Annotated in this window: 17 protein-coding genes; 8 read left to right on the top strand and 9 right to left on the bottom strand. The window is 38.9% G+C overall.

Going from position 1 to position 17,297, the window contains the following annotated elements; all coding sequences use genetic code 11:
- Position 1: 1 nt before the first annotated feature.
- The 4 genes from arsB to katG all read left to right on the top strand — a co-directional run bounded on the left by arsB (position 2) and on the right by katG (position 5,620).
- Positions 2-1,024 (top strand): ACR3 family arsenite efflux transporter, encoded by a 1,023-nt coding sequence (gene arsB / locus QUE09_RS11555; RefSeq protein WP_286232912.1) that lies wholly within the window; start codon positions 2-4, stop codon positions 1,022-1,024.
- A 46-nt stretch (positions 1,025-1,070) separates the two neighbouring features.
- Positions 1,071-2,084: an ArsJ-associated glyceraldehyde-3-phosphate dehydrogenase gene (locus QUE09_RS11550; RefSeq protein ID WP_286232911.1), complete on the top strand. Its 1,014-nt coding sequence runs from the start codon at positions 1,071-1,073 to the stop codon at positions 2,082-2,084.
- A 21-nt stretch (positions 2,085-2,105) separates the two neighbouring features.
- On the top strand, positions 2,106-3,314 hold the full coding sequence (arsJ, locus tag QUE09_RS11545) for an organoarsenical effux MFS transporter ArsJ (RefSeq protein WP_286232910.1): 1,209 nt from the start codon (positions 2,106-2,108) through the stop codon (positions 3,312-3,314).
- Positions 3,315-3,463: 149 nt separating this feature from the next.
- Positions 3,464-5,620: a catalase/peroxidase HPI gene (gene katG, locus QUE09_RS11540; protein ID WP_286232909.1), complete on the top strand. Its 2,157-nt coding sequence runs from the start codon at positions 3,464-3,466 to the stop codon at positions 5,618-5,620.
- A 97-nt stretch (positions 5,621-5,717) separates the two neighbouring features.
- On the opposite strand, the gene QUE09_RS11535 is transcribed toward katG, so the two are convergent.
- Both QUE09_RS11535 and QUE09_RS11530 read right to left on the bottom strand, forming a co-directional pair.
- The gene (locus QUE09_RS11535) at positions 5,718-6,980 is read right to left on the bottom strand and encodes a serine hydrolase domain-containing protein (RefSeq protein WP_286232908.1); all 1,263 of its coding nucleotides are present in this window, start codon (positions 6,978-6,980) and stop codon (positions 5,718-5,720) included.
- Positions 6,981-7,065: 85 nt separating this feature from the next.
- Positions 7,066-8,145: a helix-turn-helix domain-containing protein gene (locus QUE09_RS11530; RefSeq protein ID WP_286232907.1), complete on the bottom strand. Its 1,080-nt coding sequence runs from the start codon at positions 8,143-8,145 to the stop codon at positions 7,066-7,068.
- A 397-nt stretch (positions 8,146-8,542) separates the two neighbouring features.
- On the opposite strand from QUE09_RS11530, the gene QUE09_RS11525 reads away from it, so the two are divergent.
- The 3 genes from QUE09_RS11525 (at position 8,543) to QUE09_RS11515 (ending at position 10,319) form a co-directional block, all read left to right on the top strand.
- Complete coding sequence (locus QUE09_RS11525; RefSeq protein WP_286232906.1) at positions 8,543-9,049, top strand: RNA polymerase sigma factor; 507 nt, start codon at positions 8,543-8,545, stop codon at positions 9,047-9,049.
- 1 nt (position 9,050) lies between these two features.
- Positions 9,051-9,710: a hypothetical protein gene (locus QUE09_RS11520; RefSeq protein WP_286232905.1), complete on the top strand. Its 660-nt coding sequence runs from the start codon at positions 9,051-9,053 to the stop codon at positions 9,708-9,710.
- A 114-nt stretch (positions 9,711-9,824) separates the two neighbouring features.
- The gene (locus QUE09_RS11515) at positions 9,825-10,319 is read left to right on the top strand and encodes a hypothetical protein (RefSeq protein ID WP_286232904.1); all 495 of its coding nucleotides are present in this window, start codon (positions 9,825-9,827) and stop codon (positions 10,317-10,319) included.
- 224 nt (positions 10,320-10,543) lie between these two features.
- Here the strand turns inward: QUE09_RS11515 and QUE09_RS11510 are convergent, their stop codons facing one another.
- The 3 genes from QUE09_RS11510 to QUE09_RS11500 form a co-directional block, all read right to left on the bottom strand.
- Positions 10,544-10,765: a hypothetical protein gene (locus tag QUE09_RS11510; RefSeq protein WP_286232903.1), complete on the bottom strand. Its 222-nt coding sequence runs from the start codon at positions 10,763-10,765 to the stop codon at positions 10,544-10,546.
- A gap of 567 nt (positions 10,766-11,332) precedes the next feature.
- Positions 11,333-11,944, bottom strand: coding sequence for a DUF1700 domain-containing protein (locus QUE09_RS11505; protein ID WP_286232902.1), 612 nt, complete (start codon positions 11,942-11,944; stop codon positions 11,333-11,335).
- A gap of 5 nt (positions 11,945-11,949) precedes the next feature.
- A complete protein-coding gene (locus QUE09_RS11500) occupies positions 11,950-12,294 on the bottom strand; it encodes a PadR family transcriptional regulator (protein ID WP_286232901.1) in 345 nt (114 codons plus the stop codon).
- 270 nt (positions 12,295-12,564) lie between these two features.
- Here QUE09_RS11500 and QUE09_RS11495 point away from each other — a divergent pair, with 270 nt between their 5' ends.
- Complete coding sequence (locus tag QUE09_RS11495; RefSeq protein WP_286232900.1) at positions 12,565-13,983, top strand: alpha/beta hydrolase family protein; 1,419 nt, start codon at positions 12,565-12,567, stop codon at positions 13,981-13,983.
- 262 nt (positions 13,984-14,245) lie between these two features.
- Here QUE09_RS11495 and nth read toward each other — a convergent pair whose 3' ends face one another.
- Genes nth through rsxD form a run of 4 tightly spaced genes read right to left on the bottom strand, consistent with a single transcriptional unit; the run spans position 14,246 to position 17,297 of the window.
- On the bottom strand, positions 14,246-14,878 hold the full coding sequence (nth, locus tag QUE09_RS11490) for an endonuclease III (protein WP_286232899.1): 633 nt from the start codon (positions 14,876-14,878) through the stop codon (positions 14,246-14,248).
- 29 nt (positions 14,879-14,907) lie between these two features.
- Positions 14,908-15,612 carry an electron transport complex subunit E gene (locus QUE09_RS11485; RefSeq protein ID WP_286232898.1) on the bottom strand — a complete coding sequence of 235 codons (705 nt, stop codon included), beginning with the start codon at positions 15,610-15,612 and terminating at the stop codon, positions 14,908-14,910.
- Positions 15,612-16,238 (bottom strand): electron transport complex subunit RsxG, encoded by a 627-nt coding sequence (gene rsxG / locus QUE09_RS11480; RefSeq protein WP_286235926.1) that lies wholly within the window; start codon positions 16,236-16,238, stop codon positions 15,612-15,614. The genes QUE09_RS11485 and rsxG overlap by 1 nt, the downstream gene beginning before the upstream one ends.
- 9 nt (positions 16,239-16,247) lie before the next feature.
- Entirely contained in the window at positions 16,248-17,297 is a 1,050-nt protein-coding gene (gene rsxD / locus QUE09_RS11475) for an electron transport complex subunit RsxD (RefSeq protein ID WP_286232897.1), read from the bottom strand.

Genomic DNA, 17,297 nt, shown 5'->3' with positions numbered 1-17,297 from the left:
CATGGGATTTTTTGAACGTTATTTATCGTTTTGGGTTGCGTTATGTATCACTTGTGGTGTGCTTTTCGGTGTGAGCTTTCCAGCATTTTTTGCATGGGTTGCTGACGTTGAAATCGCCCAGGTAAATGTTATTGTTGCTGTTTTCATTTGGTTAATGATTTACCCCATGATGGTGCAAATTGATTTTTCGACGATTAAAGAGGTCGGGAAAAATCCATCTGGCTTAATACTTACGTTAATCATTAATTGGTTAATAAAGCCGTTTTCAATGGCAGCATTAGGCTGGTTATTTTTTGAAGTGTTATTTATCGATATGGTGAGCCCAGAATCCGCGCAAGAATATATTGCAGGGATGATATTACTTGGTGTTGCGCCATGTACTGCCATGGTTTTTGTTTGGTCGCAATTAACGAAAGGTGATGCAAATTATACTTTAGTTCAAGTGTCGGTAAATGACATTATTATGATTTTCGCCTTTGCACCTATAGCTGCGTTTTTATTAGGTGTTGCAGAAATAAGCGTACCTTGGGAAACATTGTTTTATTCAGTTATTTTATATGTAGTGTTGCCTTTAATTGCGGGCGTTATTACACGAACTAGGCTCAACCGAAGTGGGCAAAATAATCAAGCAATTAGTCGTTTTTTAGCGCAGTTAAAACCATTTTCCATTATCGGGTTATTACTAACAGTCGTTTTGCTTTTTGGCTTTCAGGCACAACGCATAATTGAACAACCACAAACTATTGTACTTATTGCCATCCCATTAATATTACAAACCTACGGCATATTTTTCTTAGCTTATTTTGCGGCGTTAAAGTTCAAATTAAAACAGAATATTGCAGCACCTGCCTGTTTAATTGGTACATCGAATTTTTTTGAGTTAGCGGTTGCAGTTGCTATTTCACTGTTTGGGTTGCATTCAGGTGCAGCGTTGGCAACGGTAGTTGGTGTGCTCGTTGAAGTCCCCGTAATGCTGTCGCTCGTTGCTTTTGTAAATCGCACACAACACTGGTTTGAAAAGTAATCATAATTAAGCAAATTTGAAATCATTAATAAGGGAAACGTTAAAAATGACAATCAAAGTAGGAATCAACGGTTTTGGTCGTATGGGGCGCTTAACGTTAAGAGCGGCTTTTGCAAATAAAGATATAGAATTTGTTCATATCAACGACCCTGCGGGTAATGCTGAAACGTTAGCGCATTTATTAAAATATGATTCTGTACATGGCATTTGGCCACATGACGTCAGTCATGCTGATGATCAGTTAATTATTGATGGCCAAGCGATAGCTGTAACGCAAAATAGCGCGATAGAGCAAACCGATTGGTCGAAATGTGATTTAGTGTTAGAGGCGTCAGGTAAAATGAAAACCAAAGCGCTATTGGAAAAATATCTTGCACAAGGTGTTAAAAAGGTGGTTGTGACAGCGCCAGTTAAAGAAAAGGGCGTATTAAATATCGTGATGGGGGTTAATGATAATCTTTATGACGAAAACACCTACGACATTGTGACAGCCGCTTCTTGCACAACAAACTGTCTGGCGCCCATTGTGAAAGTGTTACAAGAAAAAATTGGCATAAAACACGGTTCAATGACAACCATTCATGATATTACCAATACCCAAACTATTCTCGATGCCCCTCATAAAGACTTAAGACGTGCGCGTGCTTGTGGGATGAGTTTAATCCCAACGACAACAGGCTCTGCAACCGCGATCACTCATATTTTTCCTGAGCTAAAAGGGCGATTAAATGGCCATGCGATAAGAGTACCGCTAGCGAATGCTTCAATTACTGATTGTGTTTTTGAAGTTGAAAGAGAAACTAGTGCAGAAGAATTAAACGAGTGGTTTAAACAAGCTGCAGATCAAGAGCTTGCTGGCATTTTAGGTTATGAAGAAAAGCCCTTAGTGTCGGTTGATTATAAAACAGATCCTCGTTCAAGCATTGTTGATGCGTTATCAACCATGGTGGTTAATGAGACACAAGTTAAGATTTATGCGTGGTACGACAACGAATGGGGTTATGCAAATCGTAGTGCAGAGCTAGTCTTTAAAGTAGCGAAAAGCATTGACGTTAAATAAAGATTTTCTGGAAACGATTAAATGAAACAACTTGCAAGTTTACCAAGTGATATCAAGCAGTACTTGATTATTACGGGTAATTATTGGGCGTTTACCTTAACTGATGGCGCATTGCGCATGTTAGTGGTGTTGTATTTTCATCAATTAGGGTATTCGCCACTAAGCATCGCGATGTTGTTTCTTTTTTATGAAATTTTTGGCGTGATAACCAATCTTTTTGGTGGCTATCTAGGCGCAAGGCTTGGGTTAAATAAAACCATGAACCTTGGTTTGGTACTGCAAATTGTTTCTCTATTAATGCTCACAGCATCACAAGACTGGTTAACGGTAGTGTATGTTATGGCTGCTCAAGCGCTTTCAGGGATCGCAAAAGATCTGAATAAAATGAGTGCGAAAAGCTCCATTAAAATGTTAGTGGCAAGCGGGCAAGAAGGTACGTTATTTAAGTGGGTGGCGATTTTAACCGGCTCTAAGAATGCGTTGAAAGGTATTGGTTTCTTTTTAGGCGGTTTATTACTGACCTTGTTATCGTTTAAAGGGGCAATGCTACTGATGGCCATTGTGCTGTCACTTATTTGGTGTTTTAGTATAGTCGCGTTAAAGCAAGATTTAGGTAAAGCAAAAAATAAACCTAAATTTAGTGAAATTTTTTCTAAAAGCAGGGCGATTAATATCTTGTCAGCGGCACGGCTGTTTCTCTTTGCCGCCCGTGATGTTTGGTTTGTCGTCGCCTTACCTGTGTTTTTATCGCAAACGTTTAACTGGGATCATTGGCATGTAGGTGGTTTTCTTGCCTTGTGGGTTATTGGATATGGCATTGTTCAGTCAGTTGCGCCGACGCTTTTTAATCTTGAAAAGGGCATGTCAGTTGCGAAAGAAACGGTGACATGGGCACTGTTGTTATCGTTTGTAACGTTACTCATTTGCTTTGCTTTATATTTTCAATGGTCGACAAGTGTTTTGCTTATTGTTGGCCTGCTTATTTTTGGCGCTTTATTTGCCGTAAACTCGTCATTACATAGTTATTTAATCGTTAGTATGGCTGATGCTGATGGTGTGTCATTAGACGTTGGCTTTTATTATATGGCGAATGCCTTAGGACGATTACTTGGTACGGTGTTATCCGGTTGGATTTTTCAAGCGTATGGATTAATTGCTTGTTTAGCTATTTCGTTTAGTTTTATTTTACTTACCGCGGCTATATCAACGAAACTGCCCAAAAAATTATGAAGTTAAATTCTCGACAACGTTTCCCGTAAATGTAAATTACTAATCATTTTTTAACGAGATCAAAATGTTAATTGAGTTTTTAGACAAATAATATTGGTGCCCTATACTGAAGATTACTGCAAATTTTAACCGTAACTAAGGATAATGATATGTCTTCAGGAAAATGCCCAATAATGCACGGTAGCTCTACCGAAACGGGCAAATCCAATACCGATTGGTGGCCCAAATCCCTTAACCTCGATATTTTGCATCAACATGATGTTAAAACGAATCCGTTAGATCCGTCGTTTAATTATCAGGAAGCGGTAAAAAGCTTAGATTTTGATGCGCTGAAAAAAGATTTAATTGCATTAATGAAAGATAGTCAAAGCTGGTGGCCAGCAGACTGGGGCCATTACGGTGGTTTGATGATCAGAATGACATGGCATGCTGCTGGATCTTACCGTATCGCAGATGGTCGTGGTGGTGCGGGTAATGGTAACTTACGTTTTGCGCCTTTAAATTCATGGCCTGATAATACCAACCTAGATAAAGCACGCCGTTTACTTTGGCCAATCAAGAAAAAATACGGCCATAAATTAAGCTGGGCCGATTTGATCGCTTATGCCGGCACTATGGCGTATGAATCTATGGGGTTAAATACATATGGCTTTGCCTTTGGTCGTGAAGATATTTGGCATCCTGAAAGAGATACCTATTGGGGCTCTGAAAAAGAATGGCTTGCACCAACTGGCAGTGAAGGTAATCGTTATTCAGGGGAACGTGATTTAGAAAATCCACTTGCCGCAGTAATGATGGGGCTTATTTATGTTAACCCTGAAGGTGTTGATGGCGAACCAGATCCATTAAAAACGGCCAAAGATATTCGTGTTACGTTTGAACGTATGGCGATGAATGACGAAGAAACGGTCGCGTTAACTGCTGGTGGCCACACCGTAGGTAAATGTCATGGTAATGGTGATGCTGCACTGTTAGGCGCTGAACCAGAAGGTGCAGAATTAGAAGATCAAGGCTTTGGTTGGCTGAATAAAACCAAACGCGGCATTGGTCGTGATACGGTGACAAGTGGTATTGAAGGTGCGTGGACATCAAATCCAACGCAATGGGACAATGGCTACTTTGAAATGTTACTTAACCATGAGTGGCAGTTGAGTAAAAGCCCAGCAGGCGCATGGCAATGGGAGCCTGTTGATATTAAAGAACAAGATAAACCTGTTGATGTTGAAGACTCTTCAAAGCGTTATAACCCTATTATGACTGACGCTGATATGGCTATGCGTGAAGATCCCGAATACCGAAAAATCTCTGAGCGCTTTTATAATGACCCTGCCTATTTTTCGCAAGTATTCGCGCGTGCATGGTTTAAATTAACGCATCGTGATATGGGACCAAAAGCTCGTTATATTGGTCCTGATGTGCCGAAAGAAGATTTAATTTGGCAAGATCCTGTACCGGCTGGTAACACGAGTTATGATGTAAAAGAAGTCAGTGCCAAAATTGCGGTAAGTGGCCTGTCAATTGGTGAAATGGTTGCTACCGCTTGGGATAGCGCTCGTACCTTTAGAAACTCTGATAAGCGCGGTGGCGCCAACGGCGCTCGTATTCGTTTAGCTCCGCAAAAAGATTGGCAAGGTAACGAACCTGAGCGCTTAGCTAAAGTACTAGCTATTTATCAAGAGATCGCGAGCGCTACAGGTGCAAGTATTGCTGATGTTATTGTATTGGCAGGTAATCTCGGTATAGAAACGGCAGCTAAAGCTGCAGGCGTTAATGTAAGTGTACCATTTTCACCAGGCCGCGGAGATGCAACAGATGAGATGACAGACGAAACATCATTTGAAGTGCTAGAGCCATTACACGATGGTTACCGTAACTGGCAGAAAAAAGACTATGTTGTTAGTCCAGAAGAAATGTTACTCGATCGTACTCAATTAATGGGCTTAACGGCACATGAAATGACCGTACTTATTGGTGGTATGCGTGTATTAGGGGCGAACTATGGTGGTAGCCAGCATGGCGTATTTACCGATCAAGTGGGCGTATTAAGCAATGACTTTTTCGTTAATTTGACTAACATGAATTACAGCTGGAACCCTAAAGGTGAAAACCTTTACGAGATATGTGACAGAGCTTCGGGGGAGGCAAAATGGACTGCTACGCGTGTTGATCTAGTGTTTGGTTCAAACTCAATTTTACGCGCTTACGCTGAGGTATACGCGCAGGATGATAGCAAAGAGAAATTTGTTAAAGATTTTGTCAATGCGTGGTCAAAAGTGATGAATGCGGACAGATTTGACGTTGCTTAGTGGCTACTTTTTATGAAGTTAAAGTGCTATTAATGGATGTTAATACCATTATACCAATGAGTAAAACGAGCTATTCGTTTTACTCATTGTACTCTTTTTAATCTTTATGATGTTGTGTTTCTATTTCGTCGATGAATAGTCTTAGAATATCGAAGGAAACACTCGCAAAGTCATTGAATACTTCGGTTCTGATATTGGCATTAATTGCTAATGACAATTGATATTTTGGAATAACCATTAAAAAGCTTTGTGCGCCTGCAGATACGCCTCCATGATGAATATAAGTAAGTGATGGGTAGCTTTCACCTAAGTCTAAATCATGAACACGCCAACCAATACCGTATCTTTGTGGGTTAATCTCACCATTGTTTGTTTTTTGCGGTGTCCAAAACGTATCCCTTGTTTGCGCAGAAATAAAATGGTTATCCATAAAACCTTGAGCTAATGTTACTAAATCTTTGGACGTGGACACCCAACCACCACCGGCTAAACGGTGACTTAAATCAACGTCATACCACGCCTTTAGTCGAGTGGGAGTTTGTTTATCTTGCCAATAAAATGTTGCGAGTTTATCGCTAGAATGGTTTGGGGTTTCTGAAAACGTCGCATTCATGGCTAGTGGCTTAAATACCGCTTGTTGCATATGGGTTTGATAACGCATTTCCGCATTGTTTTGCATAAGTGCACTTAGTACGATAGTTCCTAAACTTGAATAACTAAATTGTTCTCCTGGAGCAAATAACAGTTCGCTTTCGTCAAATAGTTTGATGGCTTCAAAAGGGTCTTCAATATGATTTTGAGCGCTTAACATTTTTAGCATCCCCAGTGTTTCTGTGTTGTCTCCGTAATGTGGGAGACCAGACATATGAGCGGCTAATTGTCTGGCGGTTATATTTGCCCACTGTGGATTTGGAACGCTTTCAAAATAGTCTTTTAATGGTGTGTCTAAGTGAAGCTTATTGTTGTCAACTAATCGTGCAAGCCCCGTTGCCGTTACTGCTTTTGATGTGCTGCCAATTCTAAGTTGCGTGTTAGTTGTCATTTGAGTTTTATTAGCGATATCCGCCCAGCCTACACTACCTGCCCATACAAGTTTACCCTTGATGGCGACAGCAGCTGTATAGCCTGGTGCTGCAATATTTTTTTGATGTAAGGCAAGGGCGTGTAAAGCTTGCTTGGCGGTATGCTTGAAACGCACATCGTACACTTCATTGGTTTTAGGTTGTTCACTCGGCCAAGATACGTAGTTTCCTCCTAGCATGGGTACCATATCACGATAAGCTAAGCCCTGATAAACGGGCCAGCTTTTGTATACCAACATAAGTAGTAAAATAAATATAATGATCAGCGCTTTTTTCATAGCAATTCCTTAAATGAATAAAAGCGCTTATTAGATGTTTTTATTGTTATTTCGTCTTATCAAAAATAAAAAATGCAGATCATTTTTAAAATTGATCACGATATTGTTTCGGCGTTTGACCCGTTGTTGCTTTAAATGCACGGTTAAATGGCGCAATTGAACCATAGCCTGCTTCGAGCGCTAACGTCAGTATGGGTAGTTGTTTTTTAGAGACATCTTGAAGTTGTTCACATACCCAAGGGATACGATAACTATTTAGATAGTGAGAAAAGTTACTAAACCCTAATTGCTGATTTATCAGTTGACGAAGTTGGTGTGGTGGTAACTTTAGCAATGCTGATAATTTGCCAATGGTGAGACCTTGTTGTAAAAATACGCCATCATGCATTAATTTGTTTAACGCGATGAGTTGTTTCGATTCAACAGTTTCTTTGTTGTTTCTCGTTACACCTTGAGGTTTTAAGCTTTGCTTTAGAGCCATCTCTGTATTGGTAAGAGCGCTCTTTGGTGATATACGCTTTGACGCAATTACGTTAACCAGTAAAAAAATAATAAATGCATTTGTTAAACCAAAGGCCGAGGTATCACGAATGTCTTGGTATATAAACTCAAAAGAAACGAGCCCGACCATATAAAAGCAACAAAATATGACCATTAATAAACGCGTATTGCGACGATTATTGTCTAGATCATCCATATACTCAGACAAACATAGATAAATAACCGAGAGTAAAACCATAATTCCAACTGCATGGTTAACGTCATGTATTACACTACGCCCATGTAGTACTAAGAATACGTAACTTAAGATGAGTAGCCACAACGCTGTGGGTATTAATAACCAAATGGGTTGTTGTCGTAACGTAAAGTTTTTCTCTAACTTACTTAACGTGAACCATAATACGGCAAATGGTGTTAAATCGGTGCCAAGTAATAAAATATTACGTAAGTTTCCGTAGTGATGATCTTCGATGGGAGCCGTTAGCAGAATGTAGGATATCAAACATGTAATTAGTGTTATTTGAGCTAATGGTAGCGAGGGATATTTTTTTACTAAATAAGCGATGAGCAACCCAAGTTGACCAACAGCACAAAACCTGAAAAATAATTCAATAACTTGAATATTTGAAAGCGTAATGTCCAATGATAACCTTTGTTCTAACATTAAGTTTGTCCCTTTATTTTGTCAGAATAAAAGAATAATAGCGATATAAATAATAGATCTCTAAACGGTGGGAACAAGGCTGTAAAAGTGTGAATCGACATCCAAAACCTAGACAATTTTTAGCCGTTTTTATATCGAATTTATCCACTCTTGCTGAAAGTAAGCCATTGAAGTTATGGTTTCTTGATTAGTATTACACTTCGCTCAATCAATCAATCAATCAATTTGTTTTTTTGCTATTAAATCATATTTTTTTGTGACTATTTCATTAATGATGCGAATAATTAGATAGCCACGACAAATTAAATTGTCTATGCATTGAGACGGCGGCGTTTGTTATGACACCTAAGACTTAATAGTTAGGGAACATCAATAATAATTTGGCAAGAGAGTGTGAATGAACACAACAAAAAAAGCGTTATTTGTTCAAGCAATTGAAGAGCATAAAGGCATTATTTATAAGGTCGTAAATTCATACTGTCAAAATCAAGATGAAAGACAAGACCTCGCTCAAGAAATACTAACAACTATGTGGGTAGCTTTTGACAAGTACAACAACGCATATAAATTTTCTACTTGGATGTACCGAATCGCGCTCAATGTCGCCATTTCTTACTATCGGAAAGGGAGTAAGCGAGAAAATAAAGTTACTGTTAATGAAGAGAGTATCGTACATATTGCAGACGAGCCTCTAGAAGGAGAGCGGAGTGAAGAAATAAAGCAGTTATATCGCTTTATTTCACAACTCGACAAGGTCAACAAAGCGATTATGTTGCTTTATCTGGAAAGTGAATCCTACGACAGCATTGCTAATAGCTTAGGCATTAGTAAAACAAATGTAGCTACGCGAATAAACCGAATTAAAGAAAAGTTGAGAAATCAATTTGAGACATTGGAGTCATAACATGAATTTAGATGAGATGAAAAACACTTGGTTACAGCAAAGTAATGACAATGCAGCAGCCATTAAAATAAATCAATCAATGTTGACTGAAATGAAAATAACTAAGCAAATGAAACAACTTACCAATATTAAGCGGGCTCGTATTATCGAGAGCATACTGTTCTTCTGTATCATCTTTTTATTGGGGCAGTACATTGCGCAGGACTTTACATTGTCAGCTACTAAGATCTCTGCTTTGGTTCTCAATGTTTTTGCAATTATCGGCTTAGCTGGAAATATTGCTCAAATCGTTTTGATTTCTAATGTTGATTACTCACAGCCAGTTAGGGAACTACAGAAAAATATTTATAAAATTTGTTGCCATAAGTTGCAGTTAACTAAGTTACTGATGATGTCTACGCCTTTTTATTTAGCGTATGTATTTTTAGGTTTTGACGTACTGCTTGGCGTCGAGTTATTTGCCTATTTAGAATCACATATGATTTGGTTTTATTCCGCATCTTCTGCGTTACTACTTGTTGTTATGGCATGGTTGTCGACCAAGTTACACTATAAGAATATCAATACCAGCTGGGTCAGAAAAACGATTCAATTTATAGTCGGTGAACGTTTAGTCAACATGGCACAGTTTATTAATAATATCGAGATGACAGATAGTTAAACTCGTCGTAGTCTCATTACCAATGTTACTCACTCTTTAAATCAAATGTTAATTAGAGAGTCGTAACATTGGGATTTCAATTATCAAACCAACATCATTAAAAGAGACAGCATTGTGAAGGAAGTATTCAAAATCAGGAAAACCGCAGTGATTGGCGGGGCAATTTCGATAATAGGGCTAGCCTTAACGGTTTTTTTTGCGTCACAGGTAAGCTTCAGTATCAGGTTGGAAAGTTGGTTTAGTCAGCAATATTGGGTTCAATTCAAACCTCTGGTATCAAGTATCTTATTGCTTACCGCAGGTATGCTGGCTGTTTTCAAACGGCCCAATGCAAATTTCATCTTAGCGCTGTTTGGTCATACAATTTCCGAAGAAATAATATTTGATTGGCTTGGATTAACCAATGCCAGTACTCGCTTCTTTGATTTTATTGGACTAAATAACCTTAACTTTCCGGAGTATACAATCGTGTGGTTTTTTGGTTTATCCTTAATCTCTCTGTGTATTGCCTATAGTAATGTACTAAACCTAAGGCGCGTAACTCTTGGCGAAGCTCTGTTTGGAATAGCTACTGGTGTAGTCGTTAGTTTTTTACCCAGTTTATTATAGTGATGAAGGACATGAAAAAGCGTCACAATCAATAGGTCATCAAATTACAGGGATGTGCAAATCTAACCGATAGTGAACCAGCTATTTTAAATGCTTTAGCTACGATTTTACCCTGTTTTTTAGCCATTTGCTCGACGCTTTTAGCTATGGCAAATTTGCTGCTATTTGATACGCGACAGATATGATCATCAAATCCCTTAAAAGTGATAAGTTAAACTCCCTTATCAGTGAGTGTTTTTGTATACGCCCATGTCTTCTGCATGCCATCGTTGGCTACGATTTAAAATGGCTAATTGGATAAAAAGACTAAAGGGAACAATAAGCCAAATACCTTGATTGCTGGATTTTTCACCCAACATACCTAACAGGGAAAATATACCAATAGAAGATGCGATACCAAAAACGCTTATACTGTAATATTCTTTCTCTGCTTCTTGCTCAAACAAGACTTTAATTTATACAAGTTGAGTATTAATGCTAATGCTTCTCCACTCTATAGAGTTATACCCAGTAAACTTACTTCATGTCGCTTTTTTTTTCGCTGACAAGTTTAGGTGTTTTTCTAACTTGGAATTCGAAAGTTTATAGAAACTTGGCTTTCTTCTTTTTATATCAATCAGTGCTTATGTTGCTGAACTTTTTGGAGGAAACTCAAATTACCGGCATGTTTTATCTAATAACGCCTGTATTAACTTTGTTGGTTGGGCCGTTACTTTACTTTTTTGTGAGGTCAATTGTTCAGGAAAAGGGGCTGAGTGTTGGCGAGGAGAGCTTACACTTAGCGCCCATGTTCGTGGCGCTTCCATTTACAAACTATACGCAAACGGTTATTGCTTTTGGTTCTGTTAGCCAAATCCTCTATTTGGCTTTGGCGTTTAGACTAATGTCTCGTTACCACAAAGTTTCAATTGGGAGCAGTGAGTCGAGGTAAAAGCAACTTGTTTACTAACATCTAGTCGCCGTCAATTGCTACAAGAAATTAGAAAGATTGGTAGACTCTCTAGTACAGATATTTATTCTTGATTTAACCGAGTAATAAAGAAACTTAATATCTTACTCAACCCCCAATACGCTGCTGCACTGCCTAAAATACCAATCACAGAAAACCAGCCTGTCATCCATTGTTTGGCGTCAGGTTGGGCGTTGAAAGACAGAGAAACTTCTCCTGTTGGGTAATACCAAATACCTACGTCGGGATTTACTATGTGTATTACAGACATGATGAAAACCATGATCACCCAAAAATACCCCATGCCTAGAACGAAGGTGGCTAGAGCATGCATTAGGCCTTTTTTACCGCTGGATTTTAGAGTTTGTAATATTGCCGAAGGGTGGCCTTTAGAGGCTTTTTGGTACAACAAAATGTCAGCAATTAGTGGTTCTAAGTATTCTTCTGGTGATCCCAAGTTTGAAATAGCCTTAATAAGGCGAACATCTTCACTTTCAATATTATCTGAGCTGGATTTTTTAGCCGGTACTTGTGCCATCGATTCAAATAGATGACTGAGTATTTCTAAACGAATGTCTGACCGCTCCTCTTCCGGCAGAAGCTTTAATTTGTGGATAAGTTCTCGGTCAAAGTTGTCCCAAACTGTTTGAGCTGTGGTGCTTTTGAGTGGAAACATAGTATTCATGATTGCATCACCAAGTTTAAAATAGAGTTATGAGTTTCAGTCCATGTTTGTTTCATTTTTGCCAGACTTCCTTGTCCTAGAGGGGTGATCTCGTAATATTTTCTCGGCGAACCAACTTCAGCTGTTTGCCATTCTGATGTTACAAGACCATCTCGTTTTAAGCGGTTGAGCAGCGGGTACAATGTTCCTTCGGCGACTTCAATAGAGGTTACGTCTTTAATTTGCAAAGCGAGTTCGTAACCATACGTATTGCCTTGTTGAAGCCGAAGTAAGATGATGAATTCGAGCAGTCCCTTTCTGAACTGGGGAATCCATCGTTCAATTATTTTGTCTGACTCCATACGCTGGAGATCCCTTCTATTTTGTAAAAACTCTAAAAAGCATAGTATAACTAAGTATTAAGCAAAGCAATATTCGCTTACATTTTTATTTTATACATGAAGCAGCGCTCTATATATCTATTTTCATTGACCTTTTGTTTGTTTATATCACTCTGTTAACTTAAACAGGTATATCTATACATAGTGCATAGCATTGCTATGTAGTGGTTTTTAATTTAAAGTTACCTAGCAATACAAGGTAGTTGTTTATAAATTGTTGAGGTAAATGAAATGAGTACATTAATGAAACAATTTGGTTTCATGTTAGCAATGGCATTATTTAGCAAGTTGTCTTTTGCTACTGTAACACTAGAAAACATAAAAGGTTCTTGGCTAGGAACAATGAATATTCCAGAAGGACCTACTCTTCGAATTGGTGTTGAAGTGTTTAAAAAAGCAGATAACCATTGGGGGGGGAACATTGCGAGTTTGGATCAAGGTGCTCGATATATGTTGGTGTCGGATATCAGTATTGATAAGGGCATTTTTATCCTACAAATGGCGAATGCTCCCGTGAGTGTTGTTGGCAAAGTTGACGACACTGCAAGTTCTATTATGGCTAAATTCAAGCAGGGAGACAGTGAATTTGACATTATCCTGCATAAAGTTGATGAACTTCCTGACATTAATCGAAAGCAAACTCCAACAAAGTTAGAGGGTTACTCTGAACAAGAAGTAGCGTATAGAAACTCAACCGACGGTACGTGGCTTTCTGGCACATTAACTCTCCCTCAAGGTACAAATAAACATCCTGCAATTATGTTGGTGAGTGGCTCAGGTCCAAATCATAGAGACTCATACCACGCAGGACATAGGACATTTAAAGTACTGGCGGATCATTTCAGTAAACAAGGTTATGTCGTTTTGAGATCAGACAAGCGAGGAGTTTACAAATCGAGTGGTAACTTTGAAGACGCTAGCTTAAATAACTTAGTTTTAGATACGCAGTCGGCCATTCAATTCCTAAAATCACATAAACGCGTTGATTCTAATAACGTAATTCTAATAGGCCATAGCGAAGGAAGTTTAGTGTCGATAATGGCATCTGAAAAAGAGTCTGTTCAGGGGATTATTTCTTTGGCTGGTCCAGGTATGTCAGTACTTGATATTCTATTGCTACAAGACCAAACAGAGCCAGCAGCAAAAGGTGCCACAAAAGCAGAAACTGACGTACTGCTGCAGTTCAGCAAGCGTTTTTATCAGATGGTATTGAACACCCCATCATCTATAGAACGTAAGCAAAACGCAGTCAACTTGTACGATAGCTTAAAAGGCAAAGACGCGGAGGTTGTTGCAAAGTGGGTTAGCAAACAAAACGGTACATTGAGCATTGGTTCGGCTGAAAGCGATGCGTTTTATCAATTTTTGCAGCAAAGTCCAATTCCTTACTGGAATAGATTTTCCGGTCACGCATTGATTTTAAACGGAGACAAAGACTCTCAAGTTCCTGCAAAACAAAATGTTCAAGGGATTGTTGATGCGGCTACTAATAAAAATTCGGATGTTGAAAGTCGCATATTCAAAGGGCTAAACCATTTATTTCAAACTGCAAAAACAGGATCTGTGGACGAGTATAGAGAAATAGAGGAAACTATAAATGAAGAAGTTCTATTAGTCATTTCTAAATGGTTAAAACGCAATTTTAGTTAAAAAACGAAACTATGGAGTAGGTATCAAAAGGTGCTTTGATACCTATTTTGATGGAAGACCTTGATTTGGTTATTGCCCTAACAGGACAAGACTTGAACGATGATGATGCTGGTAGAAAATAAGATCCTGCCAGCATTTATTAGCTAGAGCAACAATACTTTAATTTTAAGCCACTTTAGTTTTAGAGAATGGCTGCATTATTGTATTCCCAAAAATCAGTGAATATAAAAGGCATAACGAAGAGATTTAACGCATATTTTGCTTACTCAGTTTTATCTTTAAACTCACACAAATCTTCAATAATACAAGCGCCACATTTTGGTTTACGGGCTGTGCACACATAACGGCCATGAAGAATCAGCCAGTGGTGAACGTCGACTTTAAATTCTTTAGGTACAACCTTAAGGAGCTTTTGTTCCACTTGTTCGACATTTTTACCCATGGCGAGTTTAGTGCGATTAGACACTCTAAAAATATGGGTGTCCACAGCAATGGTCGGCCAACCGAATGCGGTATTAAGTACAACATTTGCTGTTTTTCTGCCAACACCAGGAAGTGCTTCTAGCGCTGCGCGGTCTTCTGGTACTTCGCCACCATGAAGCTCAACCAACATGCGGCAGGTTTTCATGGTGTTTTCTGCTTTTGTATTAAATAGCCCGATAGTTTTTATATAAGACTTGAGCCCATCTATCCCTAAGTCTAGTATCGCTTGAGGTGTATTTGCTACAGGGTATAGCTTTGCTGTTGCTTTATTTACACCTACATCTGTTGCTTGTGCAGAAAGTAATACGGCGATAAGCAATTCAAATGGAGAATTAAAATTTAATTCTGTTGTTGGGTGCGGATTATCGTCGCGTAAGCGCGTCAAAATTTCTATTCGTTTTTCTTTATTCATTCTTGTTATTAGTCAGTGGTTTTAATAAATTAGCTGTCGAAATTTACTCGAACGCGTTCAATGTGCTCTTCTTGTACTTTAGGCTGACGTTCTGCAAGTTTATCGTCGATCACGTTTTTTATTGCGATTAAAAAGCCCATCGCGATAAAGGCGCCAGGAGGGAGTATAGCTAGTAAAAATTGATTATCTAATGCGAATACTTCGATGCGTAAATCAGCTGCCCAATTGCCTAGCAGTAGGTCAGCGCCATCAAATAATGTACCTTGCCCGAGAAGTTCTCTAACTGCGCCGAGAACCAACAGTACAAGTAAAAAGCCTGTTCCCATCATTAGGCCATCAAAACTCGCTTGTTTTACGGGATTTTTAGATGCGTAAGCTTCTGCTCGACCAATGATGGCGCAATTGGTGACAATTAAGGGTAAAAATATACCGAGTGATTCGTATAAAGAAAAGGCAAAAGCATTCATTAGTAATTGAACACAAGTCACAAATGCTGCAATAATCAGTACGAATATAGGAATACGTATTTCTTTTGGTACCCATTTTTGAATTAATGAGACCGTTGCATTCGAACAGATTAAAACAAATAACGTCGCCAACCCTAATCCAAGTGCATTAACGACAGTAGATGTTACTGCTAATAACGGGCATAAGCCAAGTAATTGCACAAGACCTGGGTTATTTTTCCAGAGCCCTTGCCATGTTAACTCTTTGTATTCTTGTGGAATATTCATTAGTTTTCCTGACATGTTTTTGTGCTAGTGTAGATGTTGTCTTTATGTTGCTGAAAATACAAAACGGCACGCTTACTCGCGTTTACAATGGCTCTTGGTGTAATGGTTGCTCCGGTAAATTGATCAAAGCTGCCCCCGTCTTTTTTTACTGCCCATTGAGGATCCGACTCACCATTGAGTAATTTGTTATTAAAGCTTAAAATCCAATCACTCTTCCTAAGCTCAATTTTATCACCTAACCCAGGTGTTTCTTGATGTTTTAAGGTGCGCATACCGGTAACCTTGCCATTAATATTCATACCAATGAGCAATTCAATATTGCCATTATAGCCATCAGGTGCAGTGATTGTCATTGCGATTGAAGCGGGCTTTTCGTCTATATAGCCTAAGTAGGCTTTTTGAGGTGTTTCGCCGATGGCTTCGTCATTTAATAAAATACACGCTGTGCTCATGTTGTTGGTGTGATCGTTGGGATCTATGATAACGGCTAAGCTTTTAATTAAGTTCTGTTGCTGTTGCTGTGCAATGGTGTCCTTAGTGAGAAAATCAACAAGTGCAACCAATGCTGTACAGGCTATCGCAAAGATAGCGAGCAACTTGGCATTTTGTTCTATAGCTTTTTTCATCATTCCGTCCTATTTATGCCCATAAGTTCTTGGTCGTGTGTATTGGTCAATTAACGGAGCACACATATTACATAGCAGCACGGAGAATGCTACGGCATCTGGATAACCACCAAACTTTCTAATGATAAAGACTAAAAAGCCAGCAAGGGCCGCAAAAAGTATTCTTCCTTTGGTACTCGTTGCTCCTGATACTGGATCAGTAAGAATAAAAAAGGCACCTAACATAGTTGCACCATTTAACCAGTGGAACATAGTAGAGGCATTCGTATCAGGGCTTAATAAAAACGCGATAAAAGTACAGATAAACAATGTTAATAAAAAGCTTACTGGCGTTACCCAAGAAATTGCGCGTTTTGCTATGAGCACTATACCACCAAGCAAAAATGCGGCGTTAATCCATTGCCAACCTACACCAAAATACTCACCAATAACGGGGGTGTTTAGGCTTTCTTCAACAGTATTACCCATGGTTATACTGGTTTTTAACGTATCGAGTGGCGTAGCCATGGTGAAACCATCAATATGCATCTGCAACTGTTCGACAGAATAACCTTGTCTTGTATAGTCAGTGAAAATTACAGATAGCGTATTATAAAAGTCGAGATCTAACGCCATAAGCGTTAAAGGTGGTTGCCATGACGTCATCTGAACAGGAAATGAAATCAGCAACATTACATAAGCTGCCATGGCAGGGTTAAACACATTGTGCCCTAAGCCGCCATACAATTGTTTAACAATTGCTATCGCAAATAGACTGCCTAAAACTGATATCCACCAAGGAGCGAGTGCAGGTAAACTAATACCCAGTAAAATAGCAGTTAGAATCGCGCTTCCATCAAAAATTTGCCTACGAATATTTTTTTCACGCAATGATAAAATAAAAAATTCACTTATTAGCGCTGTTGCAATAGCGAGGGAGATATGAATTAAATTCCCCCAGCCAAAAAAGTACCATTGTGCGAAAATGCCAGGTATTGTGGCATAGATTACCAAACGCATAAGTGCAGAGGTTTTACTCTGTTGGTGATCATGTGGTGAACTTGCGATCCAATACGCCAT

The sequence above is a fragment of the Thalassotalea sediminis genome, assembly GCF_030295915.1.
GTDB lineage: Bacteria > Pseudomonadota > Gammaproteobacteria > Enterobacterales > Alteromonadaceae > Thalassotalea_C > Thalassotalea_C sediminis.
Note: the sequence above shows the minus strand (reverse complement) of the source record. Positions and strands in the feature narration are given on the sequence as shown.